The sequence below is a fragment of the Nonomuraea sp. NPDC003804 genome, assembly GCF_040610675.1.
Lineage (GTDB): Bacteria > Actinomycetota > Actinomycetes > Streptosporangiales > Streptosporangiaceae > Nonomuraea.
Map to the genome: position 1 here is coordinate 20,620 of NZ_JBEXMT010000050.1, position 20,199 is coordinate 40,818.

The 20,199-nt window shown below is 71.1% G+C and carries 17 protein-coding genes; 9 read left to right on the plus strand and 8 right to left on the minus strand.

From position 1 onward, the window contains the following. Nucleotides 1–380: 380 nt before the first annotated feature. From ABZX22_RS42445 to ABZX22_RS42465, 5 genes are read right to left on the minus strand one after another with little or no spacing between them, the layout of a single operon-like run. Nucleotides 381–2,984, minus strand: a complete 2,604-nt coding sequence (locus ABZX22_RS42445; protein WP_354922098.1) for a family 78 glycoside hydrolase catalytic domain — start codon at nt 2,982–2,984, stop codon at nt 381–383. 14 nt (nt 2,985–2,998) lie between these two features. Further along, complete coding sequence (locus tag ABZX22_RS42450) at nt 2,999–3,988, minus strand: serine hydrolase domain-containing protein (RefSeq protein ID WP_354922100.1); 990 nt, start codon at nt 3,986–3,988, stop codon at nt 2,999–3,001. Then, a complete protein-coding gene (locus ABZX22_RS42455; RefSeq protein WP_354922103.1) occupies nt 3,985–4,803 on the minus strand; it encodes a carbohydrate ABC transporter permease in 819 nt (272 codons plus the stop codon). Before ABZX22_RS42455 ends, ABZX22_RS42450 begins: the two co-directional genes overlap by 4 nt. After that, complete coding sequence (locus ABZX22_RS42460; RefSeq protein WP_354922106.1) at nt 4,800–5,648, minus strand: sugar ABC transporter permease; 849 nt, start codon at nt 5,646–5,648, stop codon at nt 4,800–4,802. Before ABZX22_RS42460 ends, ABZX22_RS42455 begins: the two co-directional genes overlap by 4 nt. Further along, nucleotides 5,648–6,937 carry an ABC transporter substrate-binding protein gene (locus ABZX22_RS42465; RefSeq protein WP_354922109.1) on the minus strand — a complete coding sequence of 430 codons (1,290 nt, stop codon included), beginning with the start codon at nt 6,935–6,937 and terminating at the stop codon, nt 5,648–5,650. Before ABZX22_RS42465 ends, ABZX22_RS42460 begins: the two co-directional genes overlap by 1 nt. Nucleotides 6,938–7,104: 167 nt before the next feature. On the opposite strand from ABZX22_RS42465, the gene ABZX22_RS42470 reads away from it, so the two are divergent. The 3 genes from ABZX22_RS42470 (at nt 7,105) to ABZX22_RS42480 (ending at nt 11,672) form a co-directional block, all read left to right on the plus strand. Continuing rightward, nucleotides 7,105–8,115: a LacI family DNA-binding transcriptional regulator gene (locus ABZX22_RS42470; RefSeq protein ID WP_354922112.1), complete on the plus strand. Its 1,011-nt coding sequence runs from the start codon at nt 7,105–7,107 to the stop codon at nt 8,113–8,115. A gap of 69 nt (nt 8,116–8,184) precedes the next feature. Then, nucleotides 8,185–9,765, plus strand: a complete 1,581-nt coding sequence (locus tag ABZX22_RS42475; RefSeq protein WP_354922115.1) for a hypothetical protein — start codon at nt 8,185–8,187, stop codon at nt 9,763–9,765. A gap of 20 nt (nt 9,766–9,785) precedes the next feature. After that, nucleotides 9,786–11,672 carry a hypothetical protein gene (locus ABZX22_RS42480; RefSeq protein WP_354922118.1) on the plus strand — a complete coding sequence of 629 codons (1,887 nt, stop codon included), beginning with the start codon at nt 9,786–9,788 and terminating at the stop codon, nt 11,670–11,672. On the opposite strand, the gene ABZX22_RS42485 is transcribed toward ABZX22_RS42480, so the two are convergent. Beyond that, nucleotides 11,642–12,214 (minus strand): TetR/AcrR family transcriptional regulator, encoded by a 573-nt coding sequence (locus ABZX22_RS42485; RefSeq protein ID WP_354922121.1) that lies wholly within the window; start codon nt 12,212–12,214, stop codon nt 11,642–11,644. The two genes, ABZX22_RS42480 and ABZX22_RS42485, sit on opposite strands and share 31 nt — an antisense overlap. A gap of 180 nt (nt 12,215–12,394) precedes the next feature. Here ABZX22_RS42485 and ABZX22_RS42490 point away from each other — a divergent pair, with 180 nt between their 5' ends. From ABZX22_RS42490 to ABZX22_RS42515, 6 genes are read left to right on the plus strand one after another with little or no spacing between them, the layout of a single operon-like run. Then, entirely contained in the window at nt 12,395–13,252 is an 858-nt protein-coding gene (locus tag ABZX22_RS42490) for an alpha/beta hydrolase (RefSeq protein WP_354922124.1), read from the plus strand. Between the two features lie 10 nt (nt 13,253–13,262). Further along, nucleotides 13,263–14,516, plus strand: coding sequence for an ABC transporter substrate-binding protein (locus ABZX22_RS42495; protein WP_354922126.1), 1,254 nt, complete (start codon nt 13,263–13,265; stop codon nt 14,514–14,516). After that, entirely contained in the window at nt 14,513–15,394 is an 882-nt protein-coding gene (locus tag ABZX22_RS42500; protein ID WP_354922129.1) for a sugar ABC transporter permease, read from the plus strand. Before ABZX22_RS42495 ends, ABZX22_RS42500 begins: the two co-directional genes overlap by 4 nt. Further along, nucleotides 15,391–16,200, plus strand: coding sequence for a carbohydrate ABC transporter permease (locus ABZX22_RS42505; RefSeq protein WP_354922131.1), 810 nt, complete (start codon nt 15,391–15,393; stop codon nt 16,198–16,200). The genes ABZX22_RS42500 and ABZX22_RS42505 overlap by 4 nt, the downstream gene beginning before the upstream one ends. Continuing rightward, nucleotides 16,197–17,507 (plus strand): M28 family peptidase, encoded by a 1,311-nt coding sequence (locus ABZX22_RS42510; RefSeq protein ID WP_354922134.1) that lies wholly within the window; start codon nt 16,197–16,199, stop codon nt 17,505–17,507. Before ABZX22_RS42505 ends, ABZX22_RS42510 begins: the two co-directional genes overlap by 4 nt. Then, complete coding sequence (locus tag ABZX22_RS42515) at nt 17,504–18,865, plus strand: carboxylesterase family protein (RefSeq protein ID WP_354922137.1); 1,362 nt, start codon at nt 17,504–17,506, stop codon at nt 18,863–18,865. Before ABZX22_RS42510 ends, ABZX22_RS42515 begins: the two co-directional genes overlap by 4 nt. A 423-nt stretch (nt 18,866–19,288) precedes the next feature. Here ABZX22_RS42515 and ABZX22_RS42520 read toward each other — a convergent pair whose 3' ends face one another. Together ABZX22_RS42520 and ABZX22_RS42525 are read right to left on the minus strand one after the other, a co-directional pair. Further along, nucleotides 19,289–19,972: a hypothetical protein gene (locus ABZX22_RS42520; protein ID WP_354922140.1), complete on the minus strand. Its 684-nt coding sequence runs from the start codon at nt 19,970–19,972 to the stop codon at nt 19,289–19,291. Beyond that, nucleotides 19,969–20,181 (minus strand): MbtH family NRPS accessory protein, encoded by a 213-nt coding sequence (locus tag ABZX22_RS42525; RefSeq protein WP_354922143.1) that lies wholly within the window; start codon nt 20,179–20,181, stop codon nt 19,969–19,971. Before ABZX22_RS42525 ends, ABZX22_RS42520 begins: the two co-directional genes overlap by 4 nt. Nucleotides 20,182–20,199: the final 18 nt, after the last annotated feature.

The window sequence follows — 20,199 nt, forward strand, 5'->3', positions numbered from 1 at the left end:
CCAGTCTGACCAGCGCAGGGTGTTCGTGATCGTGTGGCTGCTGGTCCGGCGACCTGATTGGTGCCCTTGAGCGCCTTGTCGTCCCCACATCCGGCGCGAAGGGCGCCAGGTCGGCGCATTCGTGCTCGCCGTAGGCGATGAGAGCTTGGACGCCCTCGGCTTCCATGATCTGCCGGGCGAGCGCCCAGCGGCGGTCTCGCTCGGCGAGAGAGTAGGTGGGAACGTGCGTGCCGCCGACGCTACGGACGCGTGGCGGGGCCCGGCTTCCGTCAGCTGACTGTAGTTGCCTGTACGGCCGAGCGGCGCCTCACCCGTCAGGCGGCGTCACCACTCAGTGACGACAATCGACACGAGTGGTGACCGCAAGCCTCACAACCAGCTCACCGGCCCAGGTCGTCCCACTCCTGGAGCAGGTGGGCCGTGGCCGCAGCGGGGGCGGTGAACGACCAGCGGCCCGGCGGCAGGTTCAGGGCGCAGCCTCCGTCGGCCAGCCTGGTGGTCGGCAGCTGCTCGCTGAGGCCCATGAGGAAGGTGCCGTTGACGCTCATCCCGTCCCACGCGCCGCGCACGGGCAGCACCGCGCGGGCGGTCACGCCCTCCGGGACGGCGAACGTGAACTGCACCCCGTCGGGCCCGGCCCGCCAGCCCGACTCGACGGTCCCCGACGCGCTCTCGTAGCGGGCGTGCGCCTGGCGCAGCAGCGGGACGGGGCCGGGACGCAGCAGCAGCTCGCCGAAGCCGCCACCTGTCCCGCGCGGGTCGTCGCCCAGGCCCGCCACGTGCCGGAACAGCCAGTCGCCCACGCAGCCGTAGGCGTAGTGGTTGAAGGAGTTCATGGCCGGCGTCTGCAGGCCGTGCCGGTGGTGCCAGGCGTCCCAGCGTTCCCACATGGTCGTCGCCCCGGCGCGGAGCTGGTAGCGCCAGGACGGATAGCCCTCCTGGTTGAAGATCCGGCACGCCAGGTCGTGGTGGCCGGTCTCGGACAGCACGGGCAGCAGCAGGGGGGTGCCGACGAAGCCCGTCATGAGCCGGTGCCCGTCGGCGCGGACCAGCTCGGCCAGCGCCTGCGCCGACGCGGCCCGGTCCTCGGGCGGGACCAGGTCCCAGGCGAGGGCGACGGCGTAGCCGGTCTGCGTCTCGGTGTGCAGCCTCGGCCCGCTGAGGAAGGTCCGCTGGAAGGCGCCCGACACGCGGGTGAACGCCTCGCCGTACTCCGGCGCGTGCGGCTCGCCGAGCACGTCGGCCACGTGTGCGACCAGGCGGAGGCTGCGGGCGAGGGCGGCGGTGGCGATGAGGCTCTTGGGCGTCTCGACCGTGCCCGGGGCCAGCCAGTCGCCCAGGGCCCTGCCCGGTCTGATGCCGTCCTCGGCCTGGGCCAGGCAGTAGTCGGCCCACCGCCGCATCGGGTCGTACGCGCGGCGCAGCGTGCGGTTGTCACCGTAGCGCCGCCACAGCAGCCATGGCACCTCGACCAGCGCGTCGGACCATACGGGGGAGTCGTATCCGTACTCGGGCAGGACCGGCGCGACATGCGGGACCGCGCCGTCGGCCCGCTGCCCGTCGATCAGCGTCGTCACCCAGCCGGACAGGAACGCCTGCGTGTGCCGCAGGAAGCTGAGCGTCGAGCCGAACACCGAGATGTCGGCCGTCCAGCCGGTCCGCTCGTCGCGCTGCGGGCAGTCGGTCGGCACGCTCACCAGGTTGCCGTCCGCCGACGCGCCGATGTTGGCGACGAGTTGCCGTACGGCGGGATCGCTCACGGTCAGCGAGCCGGTGACGGCGAGCGCGGAGGACAGCAGCACCGCCTCCAGGTCGTCCGGCGTCAGCGCGCCCGGCCAGCCGGTGACCTCCGCGTAGCGGAACCCGTGCAGGGTGAACGCGGGCTCCACGACGTGCGCGCCGGGGCCGAGGACGAACTCGTCACGCTGGTCCGCGGTGCGCAGGTTGTCGGTGTAGAGCCGCCCGGTCGCGGTCAGCTCCTCCCCGTGCCGCACCACGATCCGCACGGTGTCCGGCGCGTCGACGCGCAGCCGTACGCGCCCGACGACGTTCCGCCCGAAGTCGGCCACCTGGACGCCCGGCGCCGGTTCGGTCACGGACACGGCGGGCACCGTGCCGATCACCCGCACCGGGGGAGCGGGGTCGGCCTCCACCAGGATCTCCGGAGCGGCCGTCGTCTCGGCGGGTCCGACCTGCCGGGAAGGGGCCTGGACGGACTCGCCCATCACCAGGTCGGCGCGCGGGCGGCCGAGATCCCGCCAGGTCCAGGCCGCGTCCGTTGCGAACACGCGGCGGACCCCGTCGTCGTCCCGCACGAGCACCTGGGCGCTGGCAGCGGGCCGGTCGCCGTAGCGGCGCGGGCCGCCGCCGGCGACGTGACCGGCGTACCAGCCGGGGGCGAGCCACAGCTCCAGCTCGTTCTCGCCGGGTACGAGCAGCTCCGTGAGCTCCAGCAGCCGATAGCGCGTCCGGCGACCGTAGTCGGTCCAGCCGGGGGCCAGCTCCTCCTCGCCCAGCCGCACCCCGTTGAGCAGCGCCCGGTAGACGCCCAGCGCGGTGGCGGCCAGCCAGGCGCGCCCGGGAGCGTGAGGCCAGGTGAACGACCCGCGAAGGCTCACCGCCGCCCGGGGGTCACCCGCCAGCCAGGGGGCGTCCCACCCACCGGGCGCCCGCAGGCCCGTGGTGAACGCGCCGGTCGCGTGCCCTTCCACACTCCACGTGTACGGCGTCAGCGGCGCCAGCCACTCATCCGGCACGTCCACGCCGTACGATCCGGCAGGCACGGACGCCCGCCACACCTCGCGCCCGTCCGAGGACACCACCACGGTGGCCTCCTGGATCAGCCGGGCGTCCCACGACAGCCGGGGCGACGGCTCGTCCACGCCCACCGGATCCGCCAGACCGCACGTCAGGCCCGCCCGTGGACCGGGCGGGGCCGAACGGACGAACGGCGCCTGCGCGCCGGAGACCTGCACTCCGAGCACCCCCGAATCCCGGTTCACGCATCGAGCCCGGTGGTGAAGGCGTTGTGCAGACCGTCGACGTCGACGCCGGACAGGCTCGGCGCCATCACGTTGATCAGCAGCACGAAGCACGCGTCCTGCTCCGGGTACATCCACCACTGGCACCCCGAGGCGCCGCCGTGCCCGTACAGCCGCCGCTCGAGCAGCCCGGGAGCCGAGTGGCGCAGGTTCCAGGTGAGGCCCCAGTCCTGCCCGGCGTTGACCGGGTCGGGCTGCAGCTTGACCAGGCCGGTCGTCTGCGGGGTCGTCATGGCGGCCAGGGTGGTCGGGTGGATCAGCCCGCGGTCGCCGCGCAGCAGCGCCCCGCCCAGCGCCAGGAGGTCCTCGGCGCGGGAGAACAGCGCCCCTGCCGGATGGCGGAGCCGTACGAACGTGTCGAAGTCGAAGCCGGGCCCGAGCAGTTCGATGCCGTGGACCTCGGCCGCGTCGCACGCCGGGTCGAACGTGATCCGCCCGCCGCCCGGCACCAGCGTGTTCAGGTCGGAGTCGATCACGTCGGCCACGTCGCGGCCTGTGACGTCGCGGACCATCTCCGCGATCCCGGCGAAGGCCAGGTTGGAGTACTGGCTGAGCGTGCCTGCCTCGAACATCGACGGCGCGGTGACGAGGTGCTCCAGCAGGTCGTCAGGCGTGAGCGTCTGCTCGGCGATGCCGCTGGTGTGGGTGAGCAGGTGCCAGAGCGTCACGTCGGGCCGGGCGAAATTCGGTAGTACGTCCCGCAGCGGGCGGCGCAGTGACAGCAGCCCGCGCTCGACCTGGCGCAGGGCGGCCAGCCCTATCAGCGGCTTGGTCACCGAGAACAGCGCGAAGTGGTCCTCGGTCCTGGTCTCGCGGCCGTCGTGCGCGCCGAATGCCTCCAGCACCTGGATCCCGTCGGAGGTGGCGGCGCCGAACACCGCGCACGGCAGCCGCCCCTCCTTGATCTCGCGCCTGACCCAGTCGAGCGCGATGTCGTGAGTGGTCATCCCTTGAGTGCACCTTCCGTAAGACCGGCCAGGACGCGCTTCTGCGCGACGACGTACACCGCCACGAGGGGCAGCGTGGTGAGCAGGACGTGGGCGAAGACGAGGTTCCAGTTCAGGCTCTGCAGGGTGCCGGAGGCGAACTGGAACAGGCTCAGCGGCAGCGTGGCGTTCGCGCTGCCCTGCAGCAGGAAGAGGGCGAAGAAGAAGTCGTTCCAGACGTTGATGATCAGGATCACGCTGCCGACGAACAGCACCGGCCGCAGCAGGGGCAGCAGGATGCGGACGAAGACCTGCGGGCGGGAGGCGCCGTCGATGGCGGCGGCGTCCTCCAGGTCGCGGGGGAACGCCCGGACGAATCCGGTCGCCAGGAAGATCACGATGCCCAGGCGGCAGCCGGTCATCGTCAGCACGTAGCCGAACGAGCCGTCGTCCAGCGACAGGGCACGCAGCAGGTAGACGGTCGGGATGATCGACGGCGGCAGCAGGATCGACAGCCCCATCACGAAGTAGGCCGCCTGCAGCCACCGCGACCGGCTGCGCCCGAACGCCCACGCCGCCGCCGCGCCGAGGAACACCACGGCCACCACGATCGGCACGGTCACCTTGAGGCTGTTGACCAGCCCCGTCAGGTAGCCGCCCCGGTCGAGCACGATGCCGTAGTTCTCGGCGATCGCCCACGTCCTGGGCAGGCCGAGGCCCAGCTCGGCGGCCTCGCCCGCGGGTTTGAACGAGTTTACGACCACGAGCCAGACGGGCACGAGGACCCACGGGATCGCGAAGAGCGTCAGCGCCGTGTACTTGAGGACCGCTCTCATCCCGTCACCTCCCTGCGCCGCAGCCACCACACGAGGGGCACGGCGGTGGCGATCACCAGCAGCGTCACGGTGAACCCCAGCGCGCTGGCGGAGCCGAAGAAGCCCTGCCCCCACTGCTGGCGCATCACCACGTTCAGGGCCCGCGTGTGGTCGCCGGGCCCGCCGCCGGTGGTGGCGGCGATCACGTCGTACGCGCTGAGCGCGCCCACCAGCGTGACCGCCACGTTGAAGGTCAGCGCCGGGGCGAGCATGGGGAACACCACCCGCCGGAAGCGGGTCCACGACCCGGCGCCGTCGACGGTCGCCGACTCCAGCAGCGACTTCGGGATGGAGTTGAGGCCCGCGATGTAGACGAGGGTGATCAGCCCGCTCCACTTCCACGCGTCGATGAACGCGACCACCACCAGCGCGGTGGACGGTTCGCCCAGCCACGCCCACTCGATGCCGAGGAAGGAGTTGACCGCCCCGTCGGGGGCGAGCAGCCCGCGCCAGATGTATCCGGCGGCCAGCGGCGAGATGAGCGTCGGCAGGAAGAAGGCCGAGCGGAAGACGGTGTTGATCCGGCTGGTCCGCTGGAGGGCCAGGGCCAGCGAGAGGCTGACCGTGTTCTGGATCGCCATGCACAGGATCGCGTACAGCACGGTCACGGTGACCGCGTTGGCCAGCAGGTCCTGGTCGATCAGCGTGCGGACGTTCTCCAGCCCGTTCCAGGTGATCTCGGCCCGGAAGCTTGTCCAGGAGGAGAACGCGAACCGGACGTTGAGCAGGAACGGGGCGACGAAGAAGACCGTGACCAGCACGATCGCGGGCAGCGCCCAGGGCAGCCAGGCCACCCTGTTCCGCATCACCATCCGGGCAGCCCTGCCGCCTTGGCCGCCTGCTCGACCTGGCCCTGTAGCTGGGTCGCCGCCTTCTGCGGATCCTTCTGCCCGGCGATCAGCTCGGACATGAGCTGGGCCAGCCCGCCCATGCCGGGGATGTCGGAGTTGAAGGAGATGACCGCGCCGGTGTCGTACGCCTTCTTGACGTCCTGCAGCACGGACGAGACGCCCTGCGGGTCGGGCACGTCCTTGAACACGGGGAAGGTCTTGGACGCGGTGATGTACTCGGCGTAGGCAGGGCCGGTCATGAAGCGCACGAAGTCGAGCGATGCCTTCTCGCGCGCCGCGTCACCGGTCTTGGGCAGGTAGAACGTGCCGATCGGGCCGGGCGCGTAGGTCGCGAGCGGCTTGGCGCTCGACAGGCCGACGAAGCCGACGGACTCGTCGACGGTCTTCTGGTCGCCGCCCGCGGCTGCGAGGAGGGCCGGGAGCATGTCGGAGTGCTGGGCGACCATGGCGGCCTTGCCGGTCACGAGGGCCTTCATGGAGTCCTCGAACTTGGCGGTGACGATGTCCTTGTTGAAGCAGCCGTCGGCCTTCAGCTTGGCGTAGGCGGTCAGGCCGGCGACGAAGGGCGAGCCCGCGTCGGCCAGCGTGCTGCTGTGGCTCGCGATGGCCTTGCCGTACGCGTTGGACTGGTTGGCGCCTGCCAGGTAGAGGATGGGCAGGATCTGCACCGGCCAGATCGACCCGCCCGACTCGAAGACCGGCGTGACCCCGGCGGCCTTGAGCTTGGGGCAGGCGGCGGCGAGCTCGGTGAAGTTCGAGGGCGGGGTCAGCCCGGCCGCGGTGAAGACCTTCTTGTTGTAGTAGAGGCCGAAGACCTGGGGGAAGCCGGTGATGGCGGCGTAGACCCTGCCGTTGACGGACCCGGCGGCCTCGTAGAGGTCGCCGGACCTGGCGATGTACGCCTCGCCTGTCAGGTCGCGCAGGTTCTCGGCCGGGTTGAGGGCGAGCAGGCCGCTCACCGTCGCGTGGTACTCCAGGATGTCCGGGCGGTCGCCGGTGGCCCACTTGGTCTGGGTGGTCTCCTCGAAGCCGTCGGACGGGATCGACACGAGCTCGATCTTGTGGCCGGACTGCTTCTCGAACTTCCTGTACATCTCCAGCAGCGGCGCCGGGTCCGCGCTGTTGTGCCAGAGGGTCAGCTTCACCTGACCGGTCCCCTCCGGGGCGGACGAACCGCAGCCGGAGAGGGACAGGGCGAGGGCGGCGCCGATCGCCGCGCCGAGCAGACGGGATGGTGCTCTCACGCCCGTGCTCCTGTTCACTTTGGGGATTGCTGTGTAGAACGTTCTCCATTGTTAGGGCACGAGAGAATCGCCCGTCAAGAGGTAGACCTGAGTACCGATGGCGGGCTAGCCTCATCTTTCAGAAAAGTGTGTAGTGCGTTCTACGAAGGTTCTATGAAGGACGGCGTGTGACGAGCGGACGGGTGACGATCGCCGATGTGGCCAGGCGAGCCGGGGTTTCCACGGCCGCCGTGTCCAAGGTGGTGCGCGGGGCCTACGGCGTGAGCGCGGAGATGCAGGCCAAGGTGACGCAGGCCATCGACGAGCTGGGCTACCGCCCGCACGCCGCGGCCCGCGCCCTGCGCGGACGCACCTACACCCTCGGCGTCATGCTCTCGGACACCCGCAACCCGTTCTTCCCCGACATCATCGAGGGCGTCACCGGCCGGCTGGGCGACACCGAGTACCAGGTGCTGCTCGGACCTGGCGGGATCGAGCCCAAGACGCAGGCCAGGATGACCGACGCCATGATCGACCGGAGCATGGACGGGCTCATCCTGATCTCGCCGGTCATGTCGGACGCCGAACTCGCCGCCATCGCGACGGCCATCCCGATCGTCGTGGTGGGCAGGCACGGCGGCGCCGCGGCCTACGACGCGGTCGTCGACGACGACGTGATGGGGGCGGGGCTCGTGGTCGACCACCTGGTCGGGCTCGGCCACACCCGGATCGCGCACATCACCCACCTGGAGCGGGCCCGCGCCCAGGGACTGCCGCACACGGTGCGCGCCGAAGGCTACCGCCAGGCGATGCGCGCCCACGGACTCGCCGACGACGTGCTGGCCACCTCCTTCACCGAGGAGGGCGGCTTCGAGGGCGCGCGGGAACTGCTCGCGCGCGACGACCGGCCCACCGCGATCTTCGCCGGGGCCGACATCGCGGCGCTCGGCGTGCTGCGCGCCGCCGACGAGGCGGGCCTGTCGGTGCCGGAGGACCTCTCCGTCGCCGGATACGACAACATCGGCATCGCCTCGCTCAAGCGCATCTCGCTCACCAGCGTCGACCAGGACGGGCACGTGATCGGGGCGACCGCCGCGCGCCTGCTCGTCGAACGCATCGAGGGACGCTCACGATCGGTGACGTCGTCGGTGTCGCCCACGCTGATCGTCCGCGGCACCACAGGACCGCCTCGCCGCTGAATACCGGCCGCCTGTCGGGGGACTGTCGCGGACCAAGGATTAAAACGATTCGATGGAAGGATCCCCCACGTGAGACGACTCGCTCTCCTCGCCCTTCTCCTCCCGCTGGTCGCGCCCGCGCAATCGGCTTCCGCCCAGACGGCCGCTCTGGCGTGCCCGGTCAGCGTCGACCCCGCCGCGTTCGCCGCCGAGGCCCGCCTGAGCAGCCTGGCCGAGCAGCAGGAGGCGTTCGGCCCCAGGCCGACCGGCTCCACAGCGCACGCCGACTACGTCGACTGGCTGGAGGACGAGATGGCGGCCATCCCCGGCCTCCAGCTCTCCTCCCTGCCCTACGCCATCGACCGCTGGGACAGCCTCGGCACCGGCCTGACCGTCGGCGGTACGGCCGTGCAGGTCGCGGCCCCCGTGCCGTTCTCCTCCTCCACCGGCGCGGGCGGCGTCTCGGCGCCACTCGTCCACCTGGCCGCGGGGACGAACATCACCGCGGCCAACGCCGCCGGGAAGATCGTCGTCCGGGACCTGCCGTGGACCAACATGCCCAACCTGCTGTTCTATCCGCCCGCCCTCGGCTACTCCATGTACGACCCGGCCCTCACGATCAACCTGCTCGGCTCGGAGTCGATGGAGGCCCCGGCCGCGGCCGACGCCGACCTCAAGGCGGCCGCCGCCGCGGGCGCGGTGGGCGTGATCGAGGTCAGCCAGCTCCCGCATGCCCAGATCCAGGGCCAGTACGCGCCCTACGAGGGCCTGCCGTACGGCGTGCCAGGCGCGTACGTCGGCGCCGACCAGGGCAAGCAGATCAAGGACGCGCTGGCCGCCGGGCAGCCGGTCCAGGCCGCGCTGACCGTGAACGCCGCCTGGACGCCGACGACGACCCGCACCCTGCTCGCGACGCTTCCCGGCGGGAGCGCCCAGAAGATCGTCGTGGAGAGCCACACCGACGGCATGAGCCCGGTGTGGGACAACGGCCCGCTCGCCATGATCGAGATGGCCCGCTACCTGTCGTCGCTACCGGTGGAGTGCCGTCCGCGCACCGTGCAGTTCGCGTTCGTGACCGGCCACCTCTACCAGCACCTGACCGGCCCCGACGTCCGCGAGGGCGGCGCGGGTCAGCTCGCCGCCCAGCTCGACGCCGAGTACGACCAGGGCGGGGTCTCCTCCGTCGTCGTGCTCGAGCACCTCGGCGCCAGGCGCTACGACGCGGTCGCCAGGCCGAACGGCCTGCCGGGCAAGCAACTCGTCGCCAACTCCGCCCTCACCGAACTGCTGATGGTCCCCGTCAGCGAGAGCACGCCGCTGCGCGAACTGGTCAAGGGCCACATCGAGTACTGGGACGTGAGGCGCACCGCGATCCTCAAGGGCCTGTCGGCGGCCGACCTCGCCACGGTGCCGCACCACTGCGGCTTCGGTGGCGAGGGCACGCCGTACAACCAGCACCTGCTGCCCGTCATCGCGCCCATCGCCGCGCCCAAGACGCTGTTCTCGCCGCAGTTCGGCACCGAGGCGATCGACCTGCCGGCGATGCGCAAGGCGGCCCTCGCCTTCACCGACGTCGTGCTCGACCTCGGCCCGATGGCCCAGTCGGCCGTCGCGGGCGACGTGACCGCCATGCGCCAGCAGCGCGCCTCCGGCACGCCGGGGTGCGCGTGAGCATAGACAGGAGGACACTCGTGCGCCGGCACACCGTCGCCGACGCCGGGTGTCCGCTCACCGTCGGCAACGGCGAGTTCGCCTTCACCGCCGACGCCACCGGGCTGCAGACCTTCGCGCCGCTGGGCACGCAGGCGCAGTGGGGCTGGCACACGATGCCCAACCCCGAGGGCCACGTGCTGGAGGACGCGCTCACCGACTACGACGGCGTCGGCTATCCGGACCTGTATCCAGCCACGGAGGCGGGCGGCTGGCTGCACGTGAACCCGCACCGCCTGCATCTCGGCCGGATCGGCCTCGACGTCGACGAGGCCGCCCCGCTCGGCCGGTCGGCGCAGACCCTCGACCTGTGGACCGGCACGCTGTCCAGCTCCTTCGAGCTGGGCGGCCTGCCGTACGAGGTGGAGACGGTCTGTCACCCCGAGCGGGACCTGCTGGCCGTCCGCGTCGTGGGCGGCGCGGGGATCAGGATCGCCTTCCCCTACGCCAGCGATGGCTGGCACACCACCGCCGACTGGGACCAACCCGAGAGGCACACCACCACGCACGCGCTCACGCGCACGCCGTACGGCTCGCGCTGCGACTTCACCCGCGTCCTGGACGCGGACCGGTACCACGTGGCCGCCGAGTGGGCGGGGTCGGCGCGGCTCACGTCGCCCGGCGGTCACGTGTACCTGATCCAGGGCGACGAGCTGGAGCTCGTCGTCGAGTTCGCGCGCCACCCCGTCGGCGCCGCGCTCCCGTCCTTCTCCCGGGTCCGTACGGCTGCCGCCGCCCACTGGGAGAGGTTCTGGACGAGCGGGGGAGCGGTGAGCTTCGACGGCAGCACCGACCCGCGAGCGCCCGAGCTCGAACGCCGCATCGTGCTCTCGCAGTACCTCACCGCGGTCAACTGCGCGGGCTCCACCCCGCCGCAGGAGACCGGGCTGGCCGTCAACTCCTGGAGCGGCAAGTTCCACCTGGAGATGCACTGGTGGCACGCCGCCCACTTCGCCCTGTGGGGCAGGCCCGAGCTGCTGGAGCGGAGCCTGCCGTGGTACCGCTCGATCCTGCCGCAAGCCAGGGCCACGGCCGGACGGCAGGGTTTCCGCGGCGCCCGCTGGCCCAAGCAGGTGGGGCCGGAGGGCAGGGAGAGCCCGAGCGAGATCGGCGCCTTCATCATCTGGCAGCAGCCGCACCTGATCTACTTCGCCGAGTTGCTCCGCCGGGTCCGACCGGGGGCGCTGGAGGACTACCGGGACCTGGTGTTCGAGACGGCCGAGTTCATGGCCTCCTTCGCGGGTGGCGGGCATCTGGGGCCGCCGCTGGTCCCGGCGCAGGAGTCCTACTACGAGTCCAGGAGGTTGGTGCGCGATCCCACGTTCGAGCTGGCCTACTGGTGGTGGGGGCTGGAGACGGCCCAGCAGTGGCGGGGCCTGCTCGGCCTCGCCCCCGACCCGGAGTGGGCGCGGGTCCTGCACGGCCTGGCCCGGCCGCTGGTGCGCGACGGCGTCTACGCGGCCATCGGCGTGGAGCCGTACACGATCAGGACCGACCACCCCTCGATGACCGGCGCGCTCGGGTTCGTGCCGCCCACCCCGCTGATCGACCCCGAGACCATGCGGGCCACCCTGCACGACGTGCTCGCCGACTGGGATCTGGAGAGCGCCTGGGGCTGGGACTTCCCGATGCTCGCCATGTGCGCGGCCAGGCTCGGCGAGCCTGACACCGCCGTGGACGCGCTGCTGATGGACGCCCCGAAGAACACCTACCTGGCCAGCGGCCACAACCACCAGTGGCCCGGCCTGCTGCCCCTCTACCTGCCGGGCAACGGCGGCCTGCTGGCCGCCGTCGCCCACATGGCGGCGGAGGAGTGCTTCCCCGAAGGCTGGCTGGTTCAGGCGGAAGGAGTGGTCGCGATGCCGTGATCGGGGCCGGCGAGCAGGGCGACCGTGTAGTGGTAGAGGTCGCCGGCCGACGACGTCAGAGTGGCGACACGGCCCTCACGCACCTCCGAGGCGATGAACTCGGTGGTCCCGTAGACGATCAGGCGGGGCACCGCGGCACGCAGCGGCGGCAGCGAGGGATCCTCCAGCCTGGCCCGCGCGGCCAGCGCCGCGAGCATGTCGAGGAAGGGCCGGTAGGCGGCGTCACGCTGCTCGACGGCCCGCTCACCCGCCCTCGGCAACTCCACGAAGTACGCCTGCGCGTACTCCGGGCGTTCCTGCCACCACCGCAGGTAGGCGGTCATCCCCAGCCGGAGCGCCTCGCGCCAGCGGTCGCCCGCCCCCGACGCGGCCGTGTAGATCGAGTCGATCATCTCGGGCAGGTCGCGCTCGCATCCGGCGAGGAAGCAAGCCTCCTTGTCGGCGAACTGGGCGTAGAAGGCGTTGCGCGAGACCCGCGCGGCGGCGATCACGTCCGGCACGCTCGTGGCGGCGTATCCACGCCTCGCGACGAGCCTCAGCATGGCCTCCACGAGGCGGTTTCGCTGGGAGTCGCGCACCGTGTCGGGGGACAGTCCGTGCCGCCCCCTGGGAAGTGGCCGGCCCGCCGGAACTTCCTTCTGTTCGTGTCTTGACATCGCTCCCCGATCGTACTTCCCTCTCTTAGGAGACGTTCACGTCTCCAAATAGCCTACGAGGTGACCATGGAGAACTTCACCCGCCGGCAGGCGTTACGGGCAGGGGCACTCGGCCTCATGCCGGCCGAATTCCTGTCGTGGACCACCGAGGCCAACGCCGCCTCCACCATCGAGACGATCTACCAGGCGGCGGGTCCGTGGCCGGTCGCCACCGGCACCTCGGGCGGCCACCGGCTCTACTACCCTTCCACCCTGGGCTCGGGCGGCGTCACGCACCCGATCGTCACCTGGGGCAACGGCTCGTGGGCCACCCCCGACGACTATCCGGGGCTGCTCAACCACCTCGCCTCGTGGGGCTTCGCGGTGGTCGCCTCCACCGACACGACCACGGGCACCGGCGCCGAGATCCTCGCCGCCGCCCAGCACCTCATCAGCCTCAACACCGACCCCGCCGGCGTCTTCCACGGCAAGCTGAACACCGCCCAGGTCGCCGCCGCCGGCCACTCCCAGGGCGCGGGCGGATCCATCAACGCGGCCAACGACTCCGCCGGGCTGATCAAGACCGTCGTGCCGATCGCCGTGCCCGCGCAGTGGATGGCCGGCCCGGGAGACGAGTTCTCCGTCGCCGACCTGACCTGCCCGGTGCTCTTCCTCAGCGGCGCGAACGACTGGCTGATCTCCTCGGCCGCGACCGTGCAGGGCTACTACGACCAGGCCACCGCCGGAGCGGGCAGAGCGCTGCTCAAGGGCGCAGGGCACAACGACATCCAGAACACCGGCGGCGCCTTCCTCGGCTACGTGACCGCCTGGCTGAGGTACCGCCTCCAGGCCGACACCCAGGCCCGCGGGGCGTTCGCCGGCGGCACCGCCGAGCTCCTTACCAACACCGCCTGGCAGAACCAGGCCCTCAAGAACCTCACCTAGGAGAACCACCATGGCGGATCCGACGCGGCGTGGGCTACTCGCCGCCGGCGCGCTCACCCTGCTCGCCGGATGCGGCAAGGACCAGCCTCGGCGGCAGGCCGCGGACGGCAGGCCGCACGGCGAGGTCACCGTCTGGCTGCACGGCTCGCAGGACACCGGCCCGCAGTTCCAGGAGCTCGTGCACCGCTACATCGCCGAGTTCAAGGTCGACGTGAAGCTGCTCCACCTGCCCGTGGGCCAGCTCGACGCCAAACTGCTGACCGCCTTCAGCGGCGGCGCCCCGCCTGACGTCTTCAAGATCGGCCACTGGAGCTTCCCCGCGCACGCCAGGAAGAAGCGGCTCGCGCCGGTCGACACCAAGGCGCTCTCGCTACAGAACTACGAGCCGGGCACGACCACCCCGCTCACCTACCAGGACGTGCCCTACGGCGTGCCCATCGACTTCAACCCCTGCATGCTCTACTACCGCAAGGACCGGTTCGAGGAGGCCGGACTCGACCCCGGCAAGCCCCCGGCGACCTGGGAGGAGGTCGCCGAGTACAGCGCCAAGCTCACCTCCGAGGACCGCAGGCGAGTCGGCCTGCAGTGGCTCTACGGCGATCCGCAGTGGGCCCTCATGACGCTGACCGCCCTCGTCAGGGGCAAGGGCGGCGAACTCGTCACGGCGGGCGGCACGAAGGCGTCGCTGTCCACCGAGCAGGGCCTCAACGCCCTGACGTACATGTCGGGGATCGGCAACCCCAAGCTCTCCAACCCGCTGGGCGCGCTCGGCCTGTTCTACTCCGGCGAGGCCGCCATGGTCGTCAGCGGCGCCTTCCTCGGCCCCGCGCTGGAGAAGCTGGGCAAGGACAAGCTCACCTTCGGCAAGCAGTACGGCGTCGCGCCCATGCCCACCTGGGCCGGCGGCCCGCCCGTTGTTCCCGCCTACACCTGGGGCTGGGGCGTGGCCAAGGACTCGCCCAACCAGTTCACCGCCTGGCACCTCATCAACTACCTGCAGGGCGCCCCGTCGGTGGCCGCCAACCTCGACAACGGCATCATCATCCCGGCCAAGGGCTGGCGCGACGCCGGGCCGCGCGGCAGGTCCGAGATCATGAAGATCGTCGCCGACGGCCTCCCGCATGTCGACTTCGGCCCGATCATCCCCGGCACCCTCGAACTGGCGAAGGCCGCGGCCGGCGCCGTCGACTCCGTCGCCCACGGCAAGTCGACCCCCGCCCAGGCCGCGGCGACCTTCGACTCCACCGTGCGACTGGTCCTGTGAGCGTGCTCGGCAGGGTCAGCGCCCGGCCCCAGGCCACGGCGGGCGTGGCGCTGACCCTCCCGGTGGCCGTCTTCTTCGTCGTGTTCTGGCTCGTCCCGTTCCTGGCCGCCATCTATCTCAGCTTCACCGACTACGAGATGGCAGGGACGCCCAACTGGATCGGCCTCGCCAACTACGAGCGCATGTTCGCCGACCCCGGCTTCCTCAACTCGGCGTGGATCACCGTCGTCTACACGGTCTGCACGGTGGTCCCGACGATCGTGCTGGCACTGCTGGTGGCCGTGCCGCTGAGCAAGCCGGGACGGCTCAACCGCCGGCTCAGAGCGCTCGTCATGATCCCGGCCGTGATGCCGCTCGCCGCCACGTCCATGGTCTGGGTGATCATCTACTCCGACCGCGGCCTGGCCAACACCCTCCTCGGCCTGGTCGGGATCGATCCGCAGTCCTGGCTGACCAGCTCCGGCCTGGCCATCTGGGCCCTGGTCGTGATGGTCGTCTGGAAGAGCATGGGGCTGTTCGTGATCATCCTGACCGCCGGGCTGCAGGCGCTGCCCGGCGAGGTGTACGAGGCCGCCGCCATCGACGGCTCAGGGGCGGTGACCACGTTCACCCGGATCACGCTTCCGCTGCTGCGCAGGACCCTGCTGTTCGTCCTGGTCATCTCGGTGGCCGGATCGATGCAGGCGTTCGTGCCCGCCTTCCTGCTCACCGGCGGCGGGCCCGCCGACGCCACCCAGGTGCTGCCGTACTACATCTGGTCCAACGCCTTCCCCTACGAGCACATGGGCTACGCCGCCGCCATGGGCATGGTGCTGCTCGTCGCCATGGTGATCGTCTCGGCGCTGCAGTTCGGGTTCCTGAAGGGGGGCGACGAATGAGAGCGGGAACCATCCTGCGCACCGTCTGGCTGATCGTCGCGGTCGGGTTCATGCTGCTGCCGGTCTACGCCATGCTCGTCGTCGCCTCGGCGCCCGACGACACCGACCTGCGCGGGCTGGTCTTCAACGGCTTCCACCTGCCCGAGAACATCAGGCTGCTGTTCGGCGAGGGCAACCTGCCCACCTACCTGCGCAACAGCCTCATCCTGTGCGTCGGCACCGGCGTCCTGGACGTGATCTTCTCGGCCGCCGCGGGATACGCGATGGCCCAGCTGTCCTTCCCCGGCCGCCGCGTCCTGTTCGCGCTGGTGGTCGGCACGCTGGCGCTCACCCCGATGGTCCTGGTCATCCCCGTCTTCCTCATCGTGAAGGAGCTCGGCTGGGTCAACACCTTCCAGGGCATGATGGTGCCCGGCATGATCAGCGCGTTCGGCGTCTTCCTGGTGCGGCAGTTCGCCCTCGGCATCCCGAAGGAACTGCTGCTGGCCGCGCGGGTCGACGGCGTGGGGGAGTTCCGCATCTTCGCGCGCGTCGCCGTGCCGCTGCTCAAGCCCGCGCTCATCACCCTGTTCCTCGTGCATTTCCTGGCGCAGTGGGACAACCTGCTGTGGCCGCTGATCGTGGCCAACGAGCAGGAGCTGTGGCCGTTGCCGGTGGGGCTGGCCAACTTCCAGAGCGAGGCCGGCTTCAACTATCACCTGACCACCACCGCGGCACTGGTCACCGCCGTGCCCCCGTTCATCCTGATGGTGGCGCTGCAGCGTTACTACGTGGCGGGGCTCACCTTCGGAGGGCTGAAACGATGATCCCTGACACCGCGCGGATGATGGAGTGGATCGAGACGGTCACCTCGCGGGGCATCAGGCGTCCCGGCTACCCGGCCGACGACTGGACCGCCGCGTGGGCCGCCGAGCTCTTCACCGGGTTCGGGCTCGGCGACGTACGGCTGGCGCCGGTCGAGCTGCCCGTCTGGCGGCCGGTGACGGCGGACCTGGTGGTGCGCCTGGACGCCGACCCGTCGAGAGTCGTGCGGGTGGCGGCGTTCGCCCTGCCGTACACCATGCCGAAGGCGACCGTGAGCGCGCCGGTCAGCCGCGAGGTCGTGCCGGGCGCGATCGTCGTGCCCGAGTACACCTTCACCGAGCTGCCGCAGTCCTACCTCAGGGACCGGGCGACGGCCGTGCACGACCCCGAGGGCGTCTTCGACGAGCTGGTCCAGACGCTGCCGTTCCAGCTCGACTACCTCGACGTCATCCAGGGCGTCATGGACGGCGGCGCCGCCGCCTTCGCGGGGGCGCTGACCGGGGTGCCGTGGGAGACACGCGACTACTACGTGCCCTACGACGCCGTGCACCGCGACCTGCCGGCCGTCTGGCTGTCGGGCGGCGACTCGCGGCGGGTGCTCGACCTGGTCGACGAGGGCCCCTGCACGGGCACGCTCACCGTCGAGTCGGAGACGGGCCCGGCCGTCTCGCACAACGTGATCGGCACGCTCACCGGCCGCTCCGGCCAGTGGGTGATCATCGGCTCGCACCACGACGCGCCCTGGGCCTCGGCCGTCGAGGACGCCTCGGGGATCGCGCTGGTGCTGGCCGCCGCCCAGTACTGGGCGGGCGTGCCCGAACGGGACCGGCCGCACAACCTGATCTTCCTGCTGACCGCAGGTCACATGGCGCACGCCGCGGGCACCCGGGCCTTCATCGAGGAGAACCGCGGCCTGCTGGGCGACGTGGTACTCCAGCTCCACCTGGAGCACGCCGCCCGGCGGTGCGTGGTCGTGGACGGCGAACTGGTGCCCACCGGCGACCCCGAACCCGGCTGGTGGTTCACCACCAGGAAGCCGGAGCTGGAGAGCCTGGTGGCGGCGGCCCTCGTCGCGGAGGACCTGAGACGCTCGTTCGTGCTGCCGCCGGACGTGTTCTCCCCGATGCCGCCCACCGACGGGGCCTTCTTCCACCCCGAAGGGGTGCCGCTCGTGCACTTCCTGTCGGCTCCCATGTACCTGTTCGACTCGGCCGACACCCTCGACAAGGTGCACGAGGCCAGCCTCGAGCCGCTCACCCGGGCGGCGATCAGAATCGTCGAAGGGACGGCCGGATGGCGCCGCGCATGATCGTGCGAACCACTTGCGGGCTGGTCGAGGGCAGGGCCGAGGAGGGCGTGCTCGCCTTCCTCGGCGTGCCGTACGCCGCCCCGCCCTTCGGCGAGCACCGCTTCGGCGCGCCCGTCCCGCCACCCGCGTGGGACGGCGTACGGCCCGCCGTCACACGGGGTCCTGCCGCCCCGCAGGCCGCCGGCGAGGACATCGGCCTGTACGCGCCCGACGTCTTCGAGGTCGGCGAGGACTGCCTCAACCTCGACGTGCGCACCCCTGAGACCGGCCGGGCCGGGCTGCCCGTCCTGGTCTGGATCCACGGCGGCGGGTTCTCCATCGGCGGCAACGGGGCGGCCTGGCACCAGGGCCCCCGCTTCGCCCGCGACGGCGTGGTCTGCGTGGCCATCAACTACCGGCTCGGCTTCGAGGGCTTCCTGGCCCTGGAGGACGCCCCGCTCAACCGGGGTGTCCTCGACTGGCTGGCCGCGCTGGAATGGGTACACGACAACATCGCGGCCTTCGGCGGCGACCCCGGCAACGTGACGATCGCCGGGCAGTCGGCGGGCGCCGCCGCCGTCGCCACCCTGCTGACGATGCCCCGCGCCGAAGGGCTGTTCCGGCGCGCGATCGTGATGAGCGGCTCGGCCAACCTGGTCGCCACCGAGCAGGAGGCGCGCGACTACGCCAGGACGCTCGCCGCCCGGCTGCGGATCGACCCGACCAGGTCCTCCTTCGCCGGGCTGTCCCCCGAGACGCTCGTCGCCGAACAGCCGCCGCCGCTGACCGGCGACTCCGGCGGGCTGAACGAGTCGGTGCCGGTCAAGCCGGTCGTCGACGGCGACCTGATCCCGGCCGTCCCGCTGGCCGCCCTGCGCGCGGGCGCGAGCGGGCACCTTCCACTGCTGGTCGGCTGCACCTCCCAGGAGGCCGACGTGTTCGTCCGCCGCCTCGCCGCCGACCTCGACGAGGCCGCCGCGCAGGCCGCGCTCGACCACCTCGGCGTCCAGGTCGACGAACCCGGCCTCACACCCGCCGAGCGCGTCGGACGGGCCTTCACCCAGCACCTGTTCACCCGCGAGACGCGCTGGATCCGGGAGGCCAGGCCCGCCTACGCCTACGAGTTCCGGTGGGAGTCGCCCGTCGAGAGCCCGGTCGGCGGCGGACGGGTGGGCGCGGTGCACAACCTCGACCTGCCCTTCGTCTTCGACGTGCTCGACGCGCCCGGCGTCGAACGCACCGCAGGGCCAGGCGCGCCGCAGGCCGTGGCCGACGCGATGCACGCCGCCTGGGTGCGCTTCGCCCGCACCGGCGACCCCGGCTGGCCACTCGGGCACACCATGGTCTTCGACGAACCCGCTGCGTCGATGCGGCATTGAGTATCGCCGCGGCGTAGGCGTCAGCGGTCTTCCAACGGTGGATCAGCTGGGGTGCGGCGGCGATCGTCTGGGTCTTGTTAGCCTGCGCGCATGTCAGATCTAGGACATGTGGCTTGGCCGCCTGAGCTGATCAGGACCGAGCGGCTGGTGCTCCGTGAGCCGGAGGCGCGGGACCGTGCAACGTTCATCGAGCTGCTCGCCTCGCCAGAGGTGCACACCTACCTCGGCGGCTCCCGACCACGTGATCGGGCTACGCGATTGTGGCTCTGATGCTTTCCCCGGATGCTGTTGGTGATCTTCACGATGGTGGCAGGTCGTGGATGAGGCGTTCGAACGGTCCAAGAAAGGCGGCCATGCGCGCGATTGATCATCGGACGGGCGGTGGCGGGACTGCCCGTCCGATGGCGTTCCTCTGGGCTGCGACTAGCCGGCGCGCTTGCGGGCCACCCCCCGAGGCGTGAATTCGAAGAGCCCCCAGCGTGCGGCCATCACCACCGCTTCCGTCCGGTTGCGCGCGCCCATCCGGTCGTACAGCTCGCGCAGCGAACGGTACATCTCCCGCTGCGAATAGCAGGCCCTCAAGGCGAGTTCCGCGATGGTCGATCCGCCGGCGAGCGCCGCTATCCATTCCAGCTCCATGGAGCTGAGCTCGATGCCGGGCGGCGGGCCGCACCGGCGGTTCTCGGCGAGTTCTGATGCGATGGGGGCCGGAAACAGCGTGTAGTCCTTCAGCGCTGCTTCGAGCACCCGGGCGATTTCCTCGACCGGCGCCCGATGATCGACCGCCGACCGGGCGCCGCAGCGAAGGGCTCGGCTGTAGGTGGCCGGGTCGGGATCGACCAGAACCGCGACGATGCAGCGGTTCTTGGCCGCCCTGGAACAGTGCAGGAGGAAATCCCAGTCGGCGCTGTCTCGCAGGGCGAGGAGAAGGGGGTCGGCGTCTTCGCCGGCCGACTGGGGAATCGTGGAATGTTCCTGAACTTCGTAGCCTTGGGCGCGGAGCAGCGAGGCCATCCCGCGGGCCGCGGCGGGTACGGAGTCGATCACGGTGACGCTGTGCTGCCTGGTCGCGATGAGGTCGTCCAGGTCGTGCATGAGAACGGTCATGAATGCTGCTGACCCATCGCGATGCGCAGGCTCAGCGGGCGCATGTCCGTCCAGACCACTTCGATTCTGTCGAGGCATTCGCTTTTCGAGCCGCTGGTGCCCTCGTCGTGCCAGCCTGACGGGTTCACCCGTTCGGCCGGCCAGATGGAGTATTGCTGCTCGTCGTTGAAAACGACCTTGTAACGGGTGGTCGCCTCGTTCTCTGTCACTCTTCCTCCTGGCACGCA